10 protein-coding genes and 3 pseudogenes are annotated in these 19,780 nt (G+C 63.3%); 4 read left to right on the forward strand and 9 right to left on the reverse strand.

Translation table 11 applies throughout. The features are described from left to right. Positions 1–304: 304 nt before the first annotated feature. A complete protein-coding gene (locus tag GF068_RS40685; protein WP_153824951.1) occupies positions 305–6,526 on the reverse strand; it encodes a DEAD/DEAH box helicase in 6,222 nt (2,073 codons plus the stop codon). Next, positions 6,519–9,794: an STY4851/ECs_5259 family protein gene (locus GF068_RS40690; protein WP_240808145.1), complete on the reverse strand. Its 3,276-nt coding sequence runs from the start codon at positions 9,792–9,794 to the stop codon at positions 6,519–6,521. The genes GF068_RS40685 and GF068_RS40690 overlap by 8 nt, the downstream gene beginning before the upstream one ends. Positions 9,795–10,491: 697 nt before the next feature. Between GF068_RS40690 and GF068_RS47530 the strand changes: the two are divergent. Beyond that, a pseudogene (locus tag GF068_RS47530) lies at positions 10,492–11,277 on the forward strand (serine/threonine-protein kinase); the annotation flags it as partial. A 276-nt stretch (positions 11,278–11,553) separates the two neighbouring features. Then, the gene (locus GF068_RS45895) at positions 11,554–12,384 is read left to right on the forward strand and encodes a hypothetical protein (RefSeq protein WP_240808147.1); all 831 of its coding nucleotides are present in this window, start codon (positions 11,554–11,556) and stop codon (positions 12,382–12,384) included. A gap of 83 nt (positions 12,385–12,467) precedes the next feature. Here the strand turns inward: GF068_RS45895 and GF068_RS40700 are convergent, their stop codons facing one another. Beyond that, complete coding sequence (locus GF068_RS40700; protein WP_153824954.1) at positions 12,468–13,604, reverse strand: toll/interleukin-1 receptor domain-containing protein; 1,137 nt, start codon at positions 13,602–13,604, stop codon at positions 12,468–12,470. A 577-nt stretch (positions 13,605–14,181) separates the two neighbouring features. Here GF068_RS40700 and GF068_RS40705 point away from each other — a divergent pair. Next, positions 14,182–14,472: a hypothetical protein gene (locus tag GF068_RS40705; RefSeq protein WP_153824955.1), complete on the forward strand. Its 291-nt coding sequence runs from the start codon at positions 14,182–14,184 to the stop codon at positions 14,470–14,472. Positions 14,473–14,481: 9 nt separating this feature from the next. Here the strand turns inward: GF068_RS40705 and GF068_RS40710 are convergent, their stop codons facing one another. After that, the gene (locus GF068_RS40710) at positions 14,482–14,709 is read right to left on the reverse strand and encodes a hypothetical protein (protein WP_153824956.1); all 228 of its coding nucleotides are present in this window, start codon (positions 14,707–14,709) and stop codon (positions 14,482–14,484) included. 179 nt (positions 14,710–14,888) lie between these two features. On the opposite strand from GF068_RS40710, the pseudogene GF068_RS40715 reads away from it, so the two are divergent. Further along, positions 14,889–15,670, forward strand: a pseudogene (locus GF068_RS40715) (IS5 family transposase). Positions 15,671–15,910: 240 nt separating this feature from the next. Here the strand turns inward: GF068_RS40715 and tnpC are convergent. The 5 genes and pseudogenes from tnpC to GF068_RS40740 form a co-directional block, all read right to left on the reverse strand. Further along, positions 15,911–17,410, reverse strand: coding sequence for an IS66 family transposase (gene tnpC / locus GF068_RS40720; RefSeq protein ID WP_153824957.1), 1,500 nt, complete (start codon positions 17,408–17,410; stop codon positions 15,911–15,913). 67 nt (positions 17,411–17,477) lie between these two features. Then, the gene (tnpB, locus tag GF068_RS46735) at positions 17,478–17,855 is read right to left on the reverse strand and encodes an IS66 family insertion sequence element accessory protein TnpB (protein ID WP_206079663.1); all 378 of its coding nucleotides are present in this window, start codon (positions 17,853–17,855) and stop codon (positions 17,478–17,480) included. Further along, positions 17,852–18,130 carry a hypothetical protein gene (locus GF068_RS47285; RefSeq protein ID WP_153824958.1) on the reverse strand — a complete coding sequence of 93 codons (279 nt, stop codon included), beginning with the start codon at positions 18,128–18,130 and terminating at the stop codon, positions 17,852–17,854. The genes tnpB and GF068_RS47285 overlap by 4 nt, the downstream gene beginning before the upstream one ends. Before the next feature lie 336 nt (positions 18,131–18,466). After that, positions 18,467–18,790: pseudogene (locus tag GF068_RS47290) on the reverse strand (transposase); the annotation flags it as partial. Between the two features lie 773 nt (positions 18,791–19,563). After that, on the reverse strand, positions 19,564–19,761 hold the full coding sequence (locus GF068_RS40740; protein WP_153824959.1) for a hypothetical protein: 198 nt from the start codon (positions 19,759–19,761) through the stop codon (positions 19,564–19,566). Positions 19,762–19,780: the final 19 nt, after the last annotated feature.

Genomic DNA, 19,780 nt, shown 5'->3' on the forward strand with positions numbered 1-19,780 from the left:
TCGATTGAGCGTGATATTGTTCACATCTCCCTCGCGCACCGACGAGCGACATACGGAACGAGCCCATGACCCGCTGACCAGCGGTCCCCCGGACGCCCACGAAGCACTACCGGAGCAAGCTGTGTTTTCCCATACACACCACATCGATCTCGCGCGAGCCTTGGCCGACGAGTTCATGGTGGCCGTCGCGCGACTGCGGATCGGGCCGGCGCGAGGGCAGCGCTGAGGATGCTTCAGACTCTCGTGGAGGCCCTTTGAACCAGCCTCGTGTCGAGGCCGAAGAGAGCATGAACGCGGCCCCCGCTCAGGCAGGGCCGCTGACGTAGATTGGCACCGTCGTTCCTGCCTCTTGCCTCACGAGAGCCGACAATTTCCGGATCGCCTCTGCCTGCTTCGATCCCGGCTCACCAAAGCGATAGGGAGTAAAGCTGGTCGTCTTCATGAAGCTCAATCCATGGTCGAGCCGAATAGTCATCTTACGGTCGTCGTCCCAGACGAGCTCGAGTTGGCGAAAGTGAGCAGCGTGGCGACGCTTGCCGATCTCGATGGTGGATGCACCGACTCCCGCAAACAGCGCATCGAGCACCTCGCGCTGTTCTCGTGGGCGATACCAGTCGGCGTGAAGCGAGGCCTCGTTCCGGTCGTTGTAGGCTTCGCAGGTCTGAATGCGGACGGAGGTTGCGTCGGTGAGCGCGCCCGCGTCGCGAAGATGCATGATGACGTGGTAGACGATCGCCGCGTTTAGTGGTGAGACGATGTAGCGGTCGCCATACGTGATTGAACGCAACGATTGCTTCCGAGCCAGGCGCTCCGCCAGCGCGAGGTTGTCGAGCGCGAGCTGCCCCCAGAAACGTCGCCCGACAGTCGCAATATCGCCGTCCATCGCGCCACGAATGGTCACCTCTCGGAACACTCCAGGACGCGCCTTGTCCAGCGTTGCGCGGTCGAGCGGCGCTAACATCAGCGGTTCGAGGGGCTTGTCGCTGTTCGATCGAACGCAAGCGGCTCGTTCTACTTCGCTAAGCACCGTCGCGCCCCAGCTCGCATCAGGCCGAGCTTGGCTCGGGTCCGAGACGGCCCATCGAACCGACCGCTGCGGGCCAGAAATCTCTGCCAGCAGCCATCCGCTCGACCCGTCCAAATCTCCGCATCGGACGCCACCGCGGGGAGCTGTGAACACTTCGATTCCAGCGGCCTCTATGCGCGCAGCCAGCGCAGCCGCCTCGTCCCACTCCATATCGGCTACGATCTCCTCGGGCACGATCAACCGAACCCGGGTTCCCGAGGACGCCAGCTGAACGAGCATGCGATCGAGGGGCCATCGCGCGAGATCCCACTCCGCCGCCGGCCCCGTCGTGTAGATGCGCAACTCCTCGGCATGGCAGCGTCGAAGCTCGCTCACGATGGCGTTCGTGGCATCCGCGCTCTCCGATATCGTCGCCGGACCAAAATACCGGAGCGTGTCCGGCAACTCCATCGCGAGGAGGAACTTTTCACTCAGGAACGCAAGCGACGCGTGGCGGTCGATGTTTTCGACAAACTCTTGCGTATCGAACGCGAGAAGACAGCCATGGCAGTAACGGTCGCACTTGTTTTTGCTGCAGGACAAGATATCGCTCGCACCCCGCAGAAGTCGAGGAAGCAGCGATTGGACATTCGCGACGAAGCCAGCCCCGGCAGTCGCGCGGTCATAAAGCAGAATCGACTTCCCCGACTGTCCGGTGGGAGATTGTCCGTCGCCAATCGCCCATGCGACCTCTCGAGGATCGATACCGAGCTGCCGCGCCAGCGTGTCGCGGAGGGCTATCGCAAGCCCGGTTGCTACCGTGGCGTCGCCGAGGGGGCTCCCCGAGACGGGATCGTGGAGCAAGAGTTCCACGACGTCGGTATGGGCGGCGCCGCCCAGGAACACCTTGGCGAACGCCCAGGGCTGATCGTTGCCCGGGCAAACTGCAGTTTCATCCCTTTCTTTGCCGCCGCGCAGACGACGGTGCTCGTTCAGGGCAGCCTCCGGAGTCTGGTCCCCTTCGGGCTCCACGGCGCGACCGCACCGGAGGCAGAGCGCATATCCCCGCCTTCTCGCGCCGCCGCTCAAGAAAATAACGTTCCCTTCGGGATCATGGCGAACGAATCCCGTAGCGGGATTTGCGAGTGCGCGCCAATCGGTGTTCGCTGCAACGTAGGGCGGCTCTCTCGGAACAAAGAGCTGCGTGGAAAGATCATTTGTCGGTGTCGCACGGATATCGACGGCGAAGCCCGCAGGCGCGAGATACCGCGTCTCTTTCAGGGCCTCGCTCGCGCATCGCGTGCAACGCTCGGGTTTATTGCGGCTAGTGCCGACCGCCCCGCAGGCCTTACATTTCCAGGCGAAACGAATCGCCTGGGTCTCTGCGACTGCACGATCATTCACCGGGGTCTTCCAGTTGAGCGTTACCCCTTCTGACTTGAACACCATGCCGTTGAGCACGATTGACGCTCCCGGGGCATACTCACGAATCGCCTCCGGTAGCGGACGAGATGGATAGCTACGACGCTGCGCAACGTTATCCTCGTCTGCCTTCGTCGGCTCCTCCGTGTCGAACTTCAGCTGTTCCGCTGTCGTGTTAACGAACGGAACTACGCCGAGCGGAAAACCATAGCTCGGCAGAAACGCCCGATCAGCCAGCGTCCGGAGCAGGTATTCTCCCTCGAGCCGCTTCAACTGGCGGATCAGGGCGCGGGCAACGACATCTCGGGCTGCGTTGGGCGCGTCTGGATCCGCTCCGGACTCGCGGATCTCGGCGCGAAGCATGTCATACTCGACCCGCCAGCCATCAGCGAGAGCATCAATGTCATTCGCGGCCCGTGAAAACGTAGCACCCACGGCGTCCTCGCCGAGCGCGAGAATCGTACGTGCGGTCACCATCAAAAGTCCACGCTTCAACTCCGTGTCCGCCTGAGCATCGGTTCGCAGCCAGCTCGAAAACCGCCCGGCAAGAGACACACCATCGACCGGATTCACGAAGAACGGCTTGCACTCGAGGTCGAGTGCCGAGTGATTCCCGACCTCGAAGAAGCGTGAGAGAAACAGCGAATGGACGTGCCGGCGAACGATCGACGCGCTTTCGAGAGAAACTCTCGGCACGTGAACTGGAGTCTCGAACGGCCATTTCGGGTTCTGGAACACCGCTTCAGCGTGGGGCGTGCTTTGACACATCGTCAACACGATCGACTGGGGAACACCGAAGCGCCCTGCTCGGCCCGCGCGCTGAAGATAGTTCGAGGGACCGGGGGGCGCGTTGTTCATGGCGACCGCGCTCAGTCCGCCGATGTCGACACCCATCTCCATCGTCGTCGAACAGCTCAAGACGTTCACGTTGCCGGACTTAAAGCGCTTTTCCAGCGAAGATAAGGTACTCTTGGTCTGTTGCGCGGAGTGCTCGCCGCTCTGGATGTATAGCGTCGGAGACTTCAGCGCGATGCGGTCGGCGAATTCCCCCCATACCCCCTTCGCCCTGGCTATCCCGGTGCGCGGATCAGCGTCGAGCAACCGCTCGAGCTCCGCCGCCGGCTGCTCGATCCCCCCGACCCGACGAAATGGTGCTGCGAGGATCGGCAGCTCGATGCGCTCGCACCGCCGCTCCCCAGCTTCGAGCGCACCCAGCTCATACGGCGTGATGCCGTCGAGAGTAGTGTCCAGGATGCGGCGCGTGATCGGGCATAACCATGCTTCGAAGACGAGACGAACCGTCGCTTGCTTCGCTAGATCGACGCGAAATCCATCCGTGTCTTGATTAAATATTCCAGAGTGACACAGCGCGCGAAACGCCTCTCGCAGCAGCACATCGACGTCACTTCGAGGTCCGCCTTCGCTCGTGTCTTCAGCGTCGACCCGAAGAAAATTGAGCAGATAGCGCGCTAGCCGAGAAGGCCGCCCGATGCGTCCGAGTCGAGGCCAGGGGTACGTCTTGTTGCGAACCCCATCGGCATCCGGCTCGACGATTCTAGTGAAGCTCATCGAGAGCCCGAGCCACCGCTTCAGATTCCGCGGTACCTCCAGCGCCGTCATCGCGCGCACGAAGAAATCGATGCTCAGCTTCAAGAACGCATGCCACTCGGGCAATGATTTCCCATACTGGCGCCACACGGCAGGTACATGCGCGATCGCCTCAATTGCCGGGTATCCGAGTGACGCAAGCCCCATGGTCTCCAATGAATTCTGGCGACGCGGACGACGCAACAGCTCACGGAACAAGAGCATGTTCGCCAGCTCCGCCCGATCGAGCGCCGCTGGCGCATAGCGAAATTTTTGGGAAGCGGCCATCCATGCCACCTCGGGGGATTCCGACAAGCGGCGCGCGAGCTCACTCCACGGGATCTCCGCGACCGGATGGCTATCGAGCGCCTCTAGCTTCTTCAGCTCGGCGACTTTCTGATCGATGACCGTTTTCACAGCGGGGACCGCGGCGGCCACCTGCAGCCCTTCGATTTCCTTCTTCAGCTCACTCTGGCGCTCCGGGTTCCGCGGCGCTCGCTGGCTCCAGAGAGTGTGATAGACGAAAGCGCGGACCTCGTTGCGCTCGCTGTCGAGCTGAAGCCGAGCCGCAAACCGTGCGCTGCCCTGCCGGCTGTCGCTGAACGTCAGAAGTCGACGGCCTTCGGCAGGCTGCGTCTTCTCTTCCGCTGGAAGGCGCTCGAGCACCGCAGGGATCCCGACAGAAAGGTAAAACGGGGCTCCGAGTCGGAGTGGGCGAAAACGTACGTGCGTCTTGGACTCCCGTGCTCCGCAGCCAGGACATTCGGGTTCACCCGATTCCGACTTCGCGAGATGAACGATGGTAGACCCCCTCGCAGCAGGCTCTCCGGTTCGCGCGTTGAGAGGCCTGAAAGGAATGGTCGCCCCGTGCTTCTCGCCGACAATCAGCTCGTTACTCGCTCCTTTTGCGCCCATCCCTGCGTCCGCGTCGTCGTCATCGCTCTCCTCGTCCGTGTCGAGGTCGACGGTATGCGATTCATCGAGCAAACGAGGCGTAAGTGTTCCCGTCCGATCGCGCGCGGGAAGCGCGGGGGTTCCACACGTCGTGCAGAGTACCACTTGGAAGATCAGCGAATCGCAGCAATCGCAGCGCTCGCGATGGGAGAGGAAGACCTTTCCGAACGGCCACGCGGCGTCGTCGAGCTTCGTGCCCTTTCGGCCGGCGCATTTTGAATCGAGGCACGTCCACAAACCAGGCGACGTGCGGACGAAGAAGTGGCCACGGAGCGGGAGCAAGTGCTCGCCGGTGGGATTTTTCGCCGAGCTAGCGGCGTCGAGCAGCGCGAGGACCATCGTGTGCGGGAGCGCTCGATTGCCATCACCCAGGTGCGCGGCAATTTCGGCAAGGTTCAGAGGCGGAGTCCCCGGCTCGCAGAGTCGCTCGCGGAGGGTGCGAATCTTCGCGACGCTTCCGAGGGCGTCGAATCGCTCACGCTCGGTGAGTCGTTGGAGCGCCTCGACCGAAGGACGGGGCTCGTCCCGAGATGTCAGCTGCTCTGTGAGCGGAGGGACGACACGGCGGCCACCAATCACGGTGACCTGGTCCACAGCGACTCCTGCGATGTCTGCGAGGAACTGTTGAAGTTGCACCTCGGCTTCCTGATCACCAATGGTCGCCGAGGTCGCCACGAAGCGAACGTTCTCGGGGGTTACATCGAAGGCGTGCATTACCCGCCGCAACAGAAGCGCCAGCTCCGCCGCTGCCGAGCCGATGTACGTGTGCGCCTCGTCAAGCACGATCCAGCGCAAACGACCGCGGGATTGCTCGCGGATGGACCGGTCCTTCGCGCGCACAAGCATGTACTCGAGCATCGTCGCGTTGGTCACAAGGATCGGAGGCGGCTCCTCGCGGAGCTCTTTCCGGGACTGAACCTCGTTGGGCGCCACCTGGGCGAGCCTTTTCGGCTCCGTCTCCGGCGTCGCGCCATTGTAGAGGCAATATCGCATCCTGCGGCCGAAGCGGGCGGTATACGCGGAGAGGCGGTCGCGCTGACTATTGATGAGCGCGTTCAAAGGATAGAGGAAGAGGGCTCGAACGCCTACGAGCGGGGATGTCTGTGGTAGTCCGCGCAGCTCGCGTGCGAAGTCGTTCAGGATCGGAATCAGAAAGCATTCGGTCTTCCCACTTGCCGTCCCGGTCCGAACGACGACGGACCGGGCGGGTGTCGCCTCGAGCGCCGTCCACGCGGCGAGCTGATGCTTGTAGGGCGCGCGGCTGCGAGGAAAGCGATACTCGTCCTGAAGCTCCTTGGGTGGCTGGTCCATCGCCGCCACGAGCTCCTTCTCGAGAAACGAAATTTGTTCCAGTGGAGTATCAGCGCTCTCCCATCGAAAGAGTGCCTCGAACAGCGGCGGAGCCAGAAAGCTCCCGGCTGCACCCGCGTCGGCCTCGAGCGTTGCCTGGAGATGATGCAGAAGCGGCGCGTTCGCCGGACTGGCTTGACTGATCGTCGCTCGTGCGGATCGGACGACGAGCTCTTGGGCGAGGCGAGAAAAGAACGGCTCAGTCATGGAACGGGGCTTCCTTCCGGGCACGGCGGTTTCCGAGCACGACCGCAAGCGCGATCGCGTAGGCAAAATCAAACCACTCGGGGTCGAAATCTCGAACCTGGCGCAAGCGCAAGAGGTCGCATCGCGCGTCCCCTGCCGCCGTCTTTCCCGCGAGGACGAGCGGCGTCATCAGCACGTTCTGCTTGAACCTGCCCAACCCGCGGATCTCGTTCACGAAGGGCGCCAGCACGGGCAAGCTCGTCATGTCCTCCCACGGAGTGCTCGTGGGCCACCAGTCGTTCTCCGCGTGGCGGCGCGCTAATTCCTGCAAGTAGTGAGAGAAGACTGGCACTCTGGACGCCGCGAAAGACGGGTTTGTCGCGTTAAACACCCACCGTTCGCCAGGCTTGGGGATATGCTTGTGAACGAGATACGCCGCGTCATGAATGACATCGAGAAACATCGTGCGCTTGCTCGAGCCAAAAAGATCCGGCGCGCTCTCTCGCAAGATCATCTCGATGCTGATGTCGCTGGGAAGTTGAGATCTCAGGGCTTCCTTGTACGCGCCGATAGCATGAAGCCAATCGGCAACAGGAGTTGCGGCCCAGAGAAATGGCAGCTCTTCGAGTCCATACCAGACGCGATCGCGATTGGCGGATTCTAGAAGCGAGAGGACGGCGACACGAGGACAGCGGCTGACGGCCCCCAGAAGGTCAAACGTGGACGCAGGGAATACTCCAAGTTTTGCGATAAACGGCCGGGCAGCATCCCAGTCGACGCCAGTTCCGTCATCAGGAAGGGCTACGACGGCTCGGGCGAGCATATCTCGCCGGCGCTCTTCATCAGCCTCGCGAAGCGCCGCGGCCATGGTCCCCGTGGGCACGTCTTCTGCGGCGCCAGGAACCGTGATGCGAAGCGGCCGGGCACGAAGATAGTCTCGTTGATACAACAGGACAAGCCAGGCTCCCGCGTGGAGGTTCGCCGCCGTCACGGACCATTGTCCAGGTCCGATCTGAGGGAGGGGAATCGCCGGTTCGTCGAGGCGATCGAGTTGCACGGCCTCCGCACGGAGCAACGCCACGATTTCTGGACCCAATAACTGCGCGGCTCCAGGCTCGAGGACCACGCTGTGCGATCCGTCGGCTTCCGTTCGCGGTTCGGGCGAGGCGTCGTAGCGACGGACGAAGAGTGAGACGGCGCCCTGGACGCTACGGCCTTCCTCGACCAATTTCAACGTCACCTCGTGATCGAGTTTGCTGTCCTCCGCGAGGATCGCCGCAAGAGCATCGCGGAGCGGCTCGAGATGGCACGAGAGGACGCCGCTCCCCTTGGCGGTCTCCCGCAACCCGACGAGTCGAGACGTTCCTGTCTTGTGACGAACATCGATGGACCAAATGCCGGCCTTCCCGCCGGTGACGACGGCGCGAACATGAGCGAGCTCATCGAGCGACACGGCCGCTGCACCATCTGCAAGAAATCGCCCGTTGCGCCCGATGAAGCTCGCATTCTTAATGGGGAAGGGCATAGTGAGCTCAGTTCGAGAGCCTCCTTCCATGCGAAGCACCAATTGGAGCGTCGACGGAGGAACACTGGTTTCGACACTGACGACGATGCTGAAACCCTTCGCGTCGGCGCGGGTCACCGTGGTCACGCCGTCGAGCGGCTCCACACCAACGTCGATGAGCGCCTTGCTCTCGATCGTGACGCTGCCAGAGTTGAGCGTGCCCGAACGAATTGCGATCTGCAGGTCGTCCGGCAACACGTGAACGCGGGCGCGAAATACGATGACGCCGCCGCGAGCCACGCCGATCTCTCCATCTCCGAGCGCCTGACGCATGTCCGCCGACCATCGAGCGCCACGTCGGCGCCAGCGCAGCTCTGCCGCCGGTACGCGCGCGACGATGGGCGAGCGAATTTCGACGATTTCCGGTCTTCCCCGCCAGAGATCGGGGTCGAGAACCAGGGCGGGCCGAGAGCCGCGGAGCTCGAAGTGAAAAGCATCATCAGCCTCCGCTTGAGGAGTGACGACGACTTCGTCTTCCCCATCGCGCCAAATGAAGGCTCCGAAGATCCGGACGACTTCGCGCCCGTGATTCAGGAGCGAGCCAACGTTGTCGAGCAGACCAGCGCACTCAGAAGTCCCCTCAGTCGGAACAGCAACGAGAAGCGAAGCCGCGCGGAGGCGGCACGAGGTCGTCGCACGCAGGGCGCACTCCGAAGCTTCGTCCTCGAAGACCCAGGGACCGTCCGGAAGTGCCTCACCTCCTCGTGGAATGAACGAACCAAGGTCGCCTTCCGTTGTGGAAATGATGCAGCTCACTTGTTCGGTTGCGATGGCAGAGCGAACGATGTCGCGCGTATGCGTGGAACGCAGGACGTAGCTGTCATCGGCTAGGGTGCCTACAGCAACTTGGCTTCGTGAACCACTCGCGACTTGAACCGAGAAGTAGAGGCGCGGCGGGAGTTCCTCGGTCTCGTTCAGCCCGATAGTCGAAGCGATCCATGTTCTGCTGAGCCGCGGAGGCAGATCGATGCGTCGACCGATCAGGAGGTCCGTGCGCTGGTGCAGAATCGTCTTCACGACGATCCCCCGCTCGGCGCGGACCGAGATCTGGGGCTCTGCGCGCAGACCTTCAAGCAGCGCGCGAGCGGGTTCGTCGTCGAGCCGGAGGGGGAGATCGACGTTCGTCGAGTCGCTGGTCGTCTCACAGTTGCGCCGCATTTGAGCGACTGCGCGCACGAGCTTCGCGGCGAGATCGAAAACGACCGAATACTGCATTCGGCGTGGCAAACCGGCCGAGAGTTCCTCTGCTTCTTTCACGAGGTCCGTGTCGGGAAACATTTCATGCCGTCGCAGGAGCTCCCGAAAAAACGGGCGAAGGCGGCCATCGTCATCCTTGAGAAGAGCCAGAGGAAGTCCGCCTTCGCTGACGAGCGTTCCGAGAAACTCCCGTCGTGCGTCGCCGCGCCATAGCTGACGCTTCCAAAAACGGAGCCCTTCTTGAACTGCGTCACGGATGTCCGATTGCTCAAGCTGTCTACCCAGATTCATTACAGCAGAATCCCAGGCCCACCATTGCGTTCCGTCGCTTCGGCTGATGCTCTCGGCGGCGAAAAGGCAGAACGCAGCAGCCGCACGATGCTTGACGGTGGAGCAGAAGCGAAGGTGCTCGACGAGATCGCCGTGAAGCGCAGCAAGCTCATTGACCGTCACCTTGTACGCATATAACGGTCGACCATCGGGCTCCGCTAAGCCTCGTGCTTCTAGGATCCTTTGAACGGACTTCATTGGCGCATGCTCTCCGCCCTCGGTTCAACTGCCATCAGATGCATGACACCGCACATCGGATGCGAGGCATCGTCTCAGACCACCCACGTCTGAGGAGCTGCCGGGCATAGTTGGAAGGACGTATCGGCGTCGGCCTTGTCGACCGCCGTTGGCTCGGCGTGGGCCGACTTCCCAAACGCAAAACAAGCAAACAAGCTCGTGACGCGCACTTGCCCACCCCTGCCCATGAAGTCACGAACCTTCCTTTTGTCCGATGGTATCGAGACACCCATGGGAGGTCAACGGTGTTGCTGGGGTGTCCGATCCGCATCTTCCGGCCGCGATTGCCGCCACTAGCGCGTCGGCCAAGGCGCGCGCGAGTTCGACGCCGTGCGCCGGGGTACGCGGTCCGACGGCGGCAGGTTCATCCGTGGGATGAGTTACGTGTTCTCAGAGCTCAGCACGGCGATCTGCAGGAGAGCATCGTATCCGAGGGCAACGATGTTGGGAAGACCAACATCCTGATCCTGAAGGTTCCTCTGCGTGCGCGGGGCACCCCCGTGCCAGGAGCGGGCGGGGTCGTCACGCCATGCAGAGCGATGAGATCGTGGACGACCCAGGCTACTTCCGAGACGCGAAGTCGAAGACCGAGAAGCCGACCCACAGCCGAACGAAAGCCACTCAACATCCTCCGCCTGTTTGTAGTAGAAGCACGAAGATGCGCGTTCGTGCAGGCCAACGCATCGATCGGTACGAACTTCTCGAACCGCTGGGAGAGGGGGGACAGGGAACCGTCTGGAAGGCGGCTGATCTCCTTGAGAACCGCGCCCTGCGCGCCATCAAGGTCGTCGCACGCGAGCGCGCCACGCCCGAGGCGTTCGAGCGCGCCCGGCGGGAGGCCCATGCGCTCGCCAAGGCTCCGCACCCTGCGCTGATCGTTTGTCACGGCCTCTTCGAGGACATCGCCGCCGGGGTGTCCGGCCTGGTCCTCGAGCTGGTCGACGGGGAGCCGCTCTCCGATCTCATCCAGGATCCCCGCATGACGGCGGCGCACCGGGCCGCGCTCCTCGAGCAGATCGCCGAGGCGCTCGCGTTCGTCCACGAGCGCAAGATCGTCCACCGCGACCTCAAGCCGGACAACATCCTCGTCACCGAACGATTCTGGACGGCACCGACGAGCCCCGGAACGGTCAAGCTCGTTGATTTCGGCATCGCCGTGGAGCTCGGCAATCCCCGGCCGCTCACCGCGACGGGCGCCGTGCTCGGGACCGTGCCTTACCTCGCGCCGGAGCTCGTCGCGCCCGACCTCGCCGCCCGCATGTCCGTTCCCCGGGACGACCGTGGCTTCGGTCGGGACATGTTCGCCTTTGGCGTCCTCGGCGCAGAGCTCTTGCTGGGCCGACATCCCACGGGATTGCCGGTGGATGCGTCCCTCGAAGCCTTTGGACGGGCGTATCGCTCCGCTGCCCAGGGGAGCCTCGCTTGGCCCCCGCCAGCTCTCCCAGGCCCGTGGGCGAGAGCCATCGCGGCGTGCCTGAGCTTGGATCCTTCCGGGAGGCCCCGGTCGGGGGTCGAGTTGCTCCGGATGTCTCGCGGAGAGCGGGTCGTGTTGCCGCAGACGGAGCTCTCGATGGCCGTGCGCACGGAGCAGGGCATGACGGCTCCCATGACGGCGCCCACGCCCCCACCACCGCGCGTCACGGAACCGAGCAGCCCATTGCTTCACGCATTGCACAGACCTCCGGTGGAAATACCACCTCCGCCGCCGTCCGCCATTCCCATGACGTCCCAGGCGCCCATCCTCGCCGGTCTTGCTGTTGGTGTCGTGCTCGCCGTGATCGTGGCGGTCTTCGCGTTGCGAGGCGGTGACGAGAGCGAGCAAGAGGCCAATCCCGTGGCTTCGATGCTCCCTTCTCTGCCGTCCACGCCTGCAAAAGTCACCCCCGATCCCCCCTCGGCCGTGTTGCCCGTCTCGACGAGCCCGGGAGCGACCACGGTCGGCAAGCTCGAGCCGGAACCACCCGATCCGCCGCTGCTTCCACCCCCGTCGCAGGAATGCCCCGCGGTGTGTTGCGGCGGAAAAAACTGCGCAACAAACCCTCAGAATACGGCCGAGAGGAAGAGCCTCTGCGACCCGGCCAAAGAACGCTGCTCCGACTGCCCATCCAAAAGGCCGTGCGTTTCAGCATCATGTACGGACGACCTGGATCCCGACGGTAGGTGGCTACTCCGGTTCGCCGTCGCGCTCGAGAGGCTCGGAAAAACAGAGGAGCGCAACATCCGCGACTCCCATCCCACCGCCGCGGTATGTCTACGCCCCAGCGCGAGGCGTACGGAGGGCTGGACCTGCACTTCTGTCACTGCGACCGAAAACGATACGAAGCTGACGCGCGTGCGAGCGACAACCTCGGACATTCATGAGGATGGCATCGACATCAGGATTCGTAACGGCAAAGATATCATCGCGGAGAGGCTGAACGCACGCCACGAAGACAAGGTGCGCGTCACGGCGCTGTGCCTGGGCCTCGTCTTCCGCGATGTCGTGTCGAGCTCGTTCGACGGGGAGATGCGGACCTACAGGGTCACCCTACACCTCGACGATCCGATGTGAAGGTCCGGTTGTCCGTAGCGGTCCCAGCAATGTTTGCTTCCGCCGACAGACGCGATGTTCCGACGCGGTGTATGCTTCCAGGCTCAGTGGGGCGGACAATCGTTACCTTTGGATATCTCCGTCCGCGATAATAGCTTCCCATCGCTCCTGAATACGAGACAAGTAGGCACCCTGGACGGGCTCTTCGAGAACGGCGGCTCAACATAAGTTTCGCAGCGTAGGGCGCGTGCTCCATCGCTCGCCACGGTCGCGAGCGAGCAGTTGTCGAATCCCGTTCGTTTCGTGCGGCCATCCCCGTCGAACCAGCCTTGGTAGAGCTTGCGGAGCTGCGTCGCGTCTTGGTTTCGCGCTGTGAAGAAGCGCCGGGTAGGCAGCACATGCAACGCAATGATGCGGTCCACGTCGCCTGAGTCGATCGCCGCTCCGTATGCTTCGATCCATCCCCGCTCCGGCTGTCCGAGTTGCTCCGCCTGAGTGCTCGGAGAGGGAACCATAGGCTTCGAGTCCGTCTGCGTGCTTGGAGATGGGGACAAGAGCTTCGAGAGACCAATGAATGCTGCCGCGAGTGCTAGCAAGCAAACAATCAGAGTACCGATTACAGTACGCTTGACACCAAAGATCGGGGCACCATTCTTGGCTGGGACCAGTTGCGCACGATTGCTGGTTGCCGATCGAGCTGCTATACCGTGGGCGATTGGTTTCGGTGAAGCGCCGCTTGCGCCGGGAATTTCACCGCTGGAAGCCGGTGCAAGCCCGAGGGTGGGCGGTCGTTCCAAGCGCCCGTGCAGTGTATTCAGAAGATCCTTGTACGCAGATTCGGTGTAGGGATCACCGCGAAAATCGATGTATACATTTCCCAAAAGGAAGCTTGGAGCCGCTGACGACCAATCGCCCTTACGCAAGATAGGAATGAATTTACGATGATTCGCTTTGGCGAAGACTTCCCCGGTGATGATGTTCCCCTCATAACCAACGCCGCCCTGTCTGGCATCGGACTTCGCCTTGTACTTCGGGGTGCAGACAAGGAGAACGAAATCGTTTGTGCGAACGGCGTTTTCCATGAATGCTGGCAACGGGTCGCCCGGAGCGAGATGCCACTGATCGATGTGTACGTCGACGCCCCCCTCTCTCCGAAGACGCGTAGCAAAATCGCGCACCCAGACCTTTACGTCGTCCTCCCATGCATAGGAGACGAAAACGGTCGGCGGCTTTGCGATCATGTACCGAGTCCTTTTTGTTGACGAGGTTCGGATGACTGCTTATGCGCGACGTAGCGGGGCGTCCACCAGGCGGTAGCCACCGACTACGGTCCAGTTGCCCGGACCGCCCCCCGCAGCGCGAACGTGGCTCGTTGACCTAGACCCCACGGACGTACAAATCTCATGGCACGGTCCCAGACCGCAAGGCAAATCCAGAACTTTTTGTGACCACGCATCCCGCCGTGCTGCACCGAGTCGTCCGGCAGCCCAACGGGGTTGCGGGCCGTCGCCGCCCCGACCGGCGTCCGGGGTCCTTGTGGAGCCTGCCCAGCACCGAGGATGGGGCGGCGGGGCACGTCCCACAAGGTCCGCCGTGGCAGCCCGGGTCTCGGTATAATACGTTGGGTCTAATCTCGGCAGCAGCGACTTATCCAGGGTCATCGCGTGCTTCCTGTCGAAGCGCCACGTGAGATTATGCACGATGCCTTCGCGTGTCACCCCCTCGGCCACCGCCATCAGCAAGAACAGGAGTGCTGCGCCGCCTCCGGCGCGAATTGTCGAGACGGGGCTCGCAACGGGGCTTGGTTTGCAGGTGCGTGTGCGGCGTGCCGATAGGCGTCCGAGGCTCCTGGCGGTCTGGTTCGAACTGCTCGACGCGGCGAATGCCGTGCTCGCCAGCGGCGTGGTGACGCTCCCGCCGCCCGCGGGCGCGCTCGTGCAACGTGCTCAAGTCCGGTGCGATCCGCAGGTCGTTCGCAACCATCCCGTATGGCGAACACGCTTCGAGGTCGGGCAATCGGTGGCCCTGCGATGGCGCGTGCAGCTCGTGGATCGTCGGGGCAACGTGCTCGATGCGAAGACGCTCGACGATGAGATGTACGCAGATTGAGCGCTGCCGTCACTTCTTCCCCACCGGCCAGTAGAGCCGCCGCAACGGCACGAGCGCCCGCGTCTCCGCGTCGAGGCTCTCGTAGTGGTCCACGACGAGCTTCCGCAGCGCCGGCAGGCTGATCAACGTCGTCGCCACGTCCGCGCGCTCCGCCTCGTAGTGGGCGTCTTTCGTGAACCCGCCCGTGCTCACGTAGAGGCACTTGTCCCCGCGCTTGCGCCCGCCGAGGGAACGCACGGATCTCCTTCGCGCCCATGACCTGGCCGCGATGCTTCACCTCCACGAAGATCCCTAGAAGTCATCTCATAAACACTCCGGTAGGTCCATCTGCCCCATAATCCTACTTTGTAGGATCAATCGAACGGGCCTTGATCCGGCCGTCGGTACATTTTCGTTCGTGACGACATTTACGCGGTGTGGACCTGACAGACCCTCAGTGGGCGTTACTCGAGCCGCTCATCCCTTCGCCGCCCGTACGCGCCGATGGCCGCGGGAGGCCGTGGAAGAATCCCCGCGAGGTACTCAACGGCATCTTGTGGATCTTGCGCACCGGCGCTCGATGGGCCGACTTGCCCGAGAGATATCCGCCTTACCAGACTTGCCATCGGCGGTTTCAGCAGTGGTCGAAGGACGGCACGCTCGAACGGGTCCTGTACGCATTGGCCGGGGACTTACGCGATCGAGGGCAGATCGACTTGAGCGAGGCGTTCATCGACGGCACGTTCGTGAGCGCCAAAAAGGGGGGCCCTGCGTCGGGAAGACGAAGCGCGGCAAGGGGACCAAGATCATGGCCATTGCAGACGGCTCTGGTCTTCCTCTCGCCATCTGCATCGAAAGTGCTTCGCCGCATGAGGTCACGCTCGTCGACCGAACGCTCGATAGCTGCTTTCTCGCCCAACTCCCCAAGCGCCTCATCGGCGACACCGCCTACGACAGCGACAAGCTCGACGCGCGGCTCGCGGAGGAGCGCGGGATCGAGATGATCGCGCCCAATCGCTCGAATCGCAAGCGCCTCAGCCAGGACCTTCGCCCCCTCCGTCGATACAAGCGCCGCTGGAAGGTAGAGCGTCTCTTCGCCTGGCTCCAAAGCTTCCGCCGCATCTTGGTTCGGCACGAGCGCTACGCCAAAAACTTCCTCGGCTTCGTCCACCTCGGATGCATCGTCGTGTACCTCAGGACGCTGCTGGGTGGTTTATGAGATGACTTCTGGGCTCCTGCAAGCCGAGGCCATCGGGCGACGCGAAGATGTCGACGCCTCGATCGGGCGTAACTCCTCGCCCAGCCGCGTCTGGATGGGCGCCCGCGGGCGTGCAGGGGCGGCCCGCTCCTGGTCCCCGCGGTCGACCCGTTCGTCGCAAGCGATCAATACGTCGCACGCACCGGTGCCCTCATCGCACCGCCTTCGGCGCGGACGACCGGTCTGGCTACTCGCGCAGCCCTATCTTCCGCCGGCGACCTCATGCGGTAGCGCGATCCGCTCCCCGCGCAGCGCAGCCATGACGGCCGTGCGCAGATATACCTTCGGATCGATCCCGCAGAGCTTCGCGCTCTCCACGTACGAATAGAAAACCGCAGCCACCTCGGTCCCCCGCTTCGAGCGTGATCCGTAGTGATTCTTGCGCCCGACGACGACGCCGCGCTCGGCTCGCTCGGTGTGGTTGTTGTCCAGCGGGATCCGCGGATCCTTCAAGAATCGCGTGAGCCCGCTCCACAGGCCCGCCATGTACTGGATGGCATCGTCGAGGCTGCTCCCAGGCACCACGGCCGTCGTCTCGGCGAAATCCCGGATTCGGTCGACGATCGGCTTCGACGCGTTTGCCCGCAGCTCGCGCCGCTTGTCGTCGCCGGAGGCCCCTGCCTCACATTGCGCCTCGACCGCGTACAGTCCGCGAATCAGCCCGAGCACGGCCCTGGTCTCCTCGGGATAGGACTTTTCGGCTTTGATGAATTCGCGGCGCACGTGAGCCCAGCAGTGCGCGAGCTCGATCCCCGCATTCTCGCCCTTGGCAAGCGACTTGTAGACGGCGTAGCCGTCGCACATGGCGACGCCCTCGTAGCCGCGGAGCACCTGCTTTGCCTCCTCGGTCGAGCGACCTTCGAGAATTCGGTACGCGACCGCATCCGGCGCGACAATCGACCACGCGTGCCACCGCGAGGGCTCATTCTTGCCGAGGAGCGGCCATCGCGTTTCGTCGACGCCAATGACGGGCTGGCTCAGGACGTGGCGCACGAGGGCCTCGTAGCCTGGCGCAAGGAGCCGCGCGAGCCGCTCGATCTGGTCCCAGAGCGTCTGCGACTCGACGAGCAGGCCCTCGCGCCGCATCTTGCGCACCTGGCGCTCCAGCGGCGAGTGCTCGCAATACTTTTCCGTGGCCACCTCGACGGCGAAGTCGACCGAATACCGTGCCCCCTCGAAGAGCTTCACCGGAGCGGGCGCCGTCTCCACGCAACCACCGCAGCGACACCGATACTTCTGCCGCTTGTGCTTCTTCAGCTCGAAGCGCCGCGGGACGACGTCGACCACCTCCGACTCCTCGAATTGCCCCTCCCACACCTCGAGCGCGCTGCCACACGAGTTGCATACCCTGTCCGCCTCGTCGAGCTCGTGCACGACCTCCACAATCGGCAACGACGGCTGCGCCTTCGGTCCGTGGCCCTTCTGCGGCGGCTTCGGCGGTGCCGGCGGCTCCGGCGTTGCGTCTTGCTCGTCGCCGTCGCGACGCTCCGACTTCTCGCCGAAAAGGAGGCGATTTTTCTGGGCAATCTGCTGCTCGAGCTCGGCGATGCGGAGCTTGAGCTGCTCCGGATCGCCGCCCTTGAGCGCGAGGAGCTCGGCGGTCAGCTCGATGATCTTCTTGGCGAGCTTCTGGTTCTCCCGCTCGAGCAGCAGCGCCGCCTGGCGGAGGACTTCGGGGTCATTCTCGGTCTCGAAACGCATCGGGTCTCGAAACGTATAATGTCGTCAGACCCCTCGAATGTACCGACGGCCGTGAAAAAAAAACCGCTCATCCCCAGCGCAACACGCGATGGGCGGGCGTGTACGGCGGCGGCGAGAGTGGCATTCGACCGATGAGCTCGCTCCCTTCGAGCAGGAGCGCGAGCTCGCTCGTGGTGAGCACGAGCGGACCGTCCCCAGGCCGCGCCCACGGCGCCGCGAATCGCCCCTTCGCGAGCCGCTTCGAGAAGAGGCAAAGCCCCGTGCCGTCCCAGTACAACACCTTGGACCGCTGGCGGGTGCGGCTAACGAAGAGAAATATCTCACCCGACATCGCATCGCGGCGAAGGCCCTGGGCGACGAGCGCCGTGAGCGTATCGAAGGATTTGCGCATGTCGACGGGCTCTCGGTAAGCATAGACCTTGACCTGCCGCGTCGAGCCGATCACGAAAGCCTCCGCAAAAGCTCGACGAGCGCATCGAGGTCGAGGCCCTCGATGCGCACGCCGGATCGATGCACGACCACATAGGGTCCGCCGACATCGGCGGACCGGGCCTCGATAATCTCGACCGGCGAGAAACCGGCCGTCGGCTCCGGCGACGCGTTGCCCCTGGCCCAGCCATACAACGTCCGCCAATGCAAGCCGAGTTCGGGCCCGATCTCCGCGATTGTCGCTCCCTCCTCACGCCGCGACCAGAAGTACTCGATCGCGCTCCGACGCACACGCTCGGGGTACGCCCTCCCTCGTCCTCGCCCCTTGCCCTGCTCGATCTCCGTACGAATGGCCGCCGCTCGCTGATGGTTCCGCATCGGGTGCTCCCTTCGAGGCACCAGCGTCGAAGAAGCGCGCCGTCGGCGTCACGACGGGGATGGGCGAGGATGTACGATCGGGCCCGCCTTCCGCGACGGTCGTTCGATATCCCATCGCGCGGAGCAGCCCCGCGACGAGCTCCTGCATCTGGCGCCAGTCGAGCGCGTTGATCGCGTCCTCGATGAACTCGTCCGCGCGCTCGAACGTCTCCGCGAGCAGCGCCGCTTGCTCCTCCTTGCTCGGCCTCGAGCCTCTGCCGCGGCGATGAACGCGAACTTCACTCGCTCTCCTTCGCGAAGAAGGCCGCCGCTTTTTAGAAATCTCTCGCTCCATCTGCAGCCGCTTGACCTCACGCCGCAGCCGCACGAGCTCCTCGCGCTCGGCGTCCGTGAGGGCCTCCGGGGGTTTCTCCCCGCCGCCGTTGACCTCGGCAGCTCTCACCCACTCGCGTAGCGCGTTTCGGTAAGATCCAGATCCTTCGCGACCTGCGCGATGCTCCGGTCCCCGATCTGGCAGAGCCGAACTGCCTCTGCCTTGAACTCCGCGCTGAACGACCTCCGCGGGGCAGCTTCTCCGGTTCATCGGCGAGATCAAGAGGTCGTCACGTTCGACCGGGAGCGTCGCAAGTATCTCCTCGGCAAGGTCACCTCGGAGTACCACTGGGACGACAAGCTCATCGAGGACCTGCCCGCCGTTCGTCGCGTCGAGTGGACGCACGAGGACCAAGACCCGCAACACTCCTCGGCGCGATTCAGACGTTGTGGCGCACCAGATCTCCGGTTCGGGCGCGTCAGGCGTGCAGGCTGTTGTCGTAAGGGTTGCGAGCAGGATGGCGCTCGCGATGATGGTAGATGGGGTTCGCATTCTTCTATCGTCTTCGGAGCGGGCTCCATGCCCGCTATACTACGGGGACGATAAGGAGATTATTCTTCAAGCTCTTCGTCGAGTGCCTCAAGCGCGAGATCTACAAGCGCTCGCAAGTCACGAGGATCAACGCTGTCCCCGGGATTGACCTCAGAGGGCCCCGGTTGGCGCACCACGTTCGCCACCACCGTTCCAGTAGCCTCACGCCATACCAGTCTGGCTCCCTCCAAGGTAGGTGTGAGCCGAATGGACTGATCGGGTCTACTCACCGTCAGTGGGCCACCAAGTCTATCTTCAATCCACGCCAGCAATGTGTAGAGGGAATCTAGATAATTGTGCACCTGAGTGGTACTCCTTGGCTCCCGCACCCACGTGGCGGGGCCCACATGAGACCAGAGTTCTCCGAGTGCGTCAAGAGGGTGCGTCCCCCCGCTACCAAGCAGAACGAACATACGGCCACGCCGCCGCTTGTTCGGTTCAGCTACTTGCCGAGCTTCTTGAAGGCGTCCTCAAGCTTGCTCATAGCGTTCCCACCACCGTCGCCCTTGAATTTAATTTTCGCGCCGCACGACGGACACGTCGTTCCCATGCCGGCTCGTGCCTGACTCAGGGGGATCTTCAGCTTCGTTCCGCACTTGGGGCACGGGGGGTCGATCATTATCTTATCTGCCAGTCCCATATCGTTCCTCCTTTACGGT

The sequence above is a fragment of the Polyangium spumosum genome (assembly GCF_009649845.1).
GTDB classification, from domain to species: domain Bacteria; phylum Myxococcota_A; class Polyangia; order Polyangiales; family Polyangiaceae; genus Polyangium; species Polyangium spumosum.

What these genes read in the sequence shown, in the direction of transcription:
- GF068_RS40685 (WP_153824951.1), bottom strand. Translation starts at nt 6,526, where the DNA reads ATGACTGAGCCGTTCTTTTCTCGCCTCGCCCAAGAGCTCGTCGTCCGA.
- GF068_RS40690 (WP_240808145.1), bottom strand. Translation starts at nt 9,794, where the DNA reads ATGAAGTCCGTTCAAAGGATCCTAGAAGCACGAGGCTTAGCGGAGCCC.
- GF068_RS45895 (WP_240808147.1), top strand. Translation starts at nt 11,554, where the DNA reads ATGACGTCCCAGGCGCCCATCCTCGCCGGTCTTGCTGTTGGTGTCGTG.
- GF068_RS40700 (WP_153824954.1), bottom strand. Translation starts at nt 13,604, where the DNA reads ATGATCGCAAAGCCGCCGACCGTTTTCGTCTCCTATGCATGGGAGGAC.
- tnpC (WP_153824957.1), bottom strand. Translation starts at nt 17,410, where the DNA reads ATGCGTTTCGAGACCGAGAATGACCCCGAAGTCCTCCGCCAGGCGGCG.
- GF068_RS40740 (WP_153824959.1), bottom strand. Translation starts at nt 19,761, where the DNA reads ATGGGACTGGCAGATAAGATAATGATCGACCCCCCGTGCCCCAAGTGC.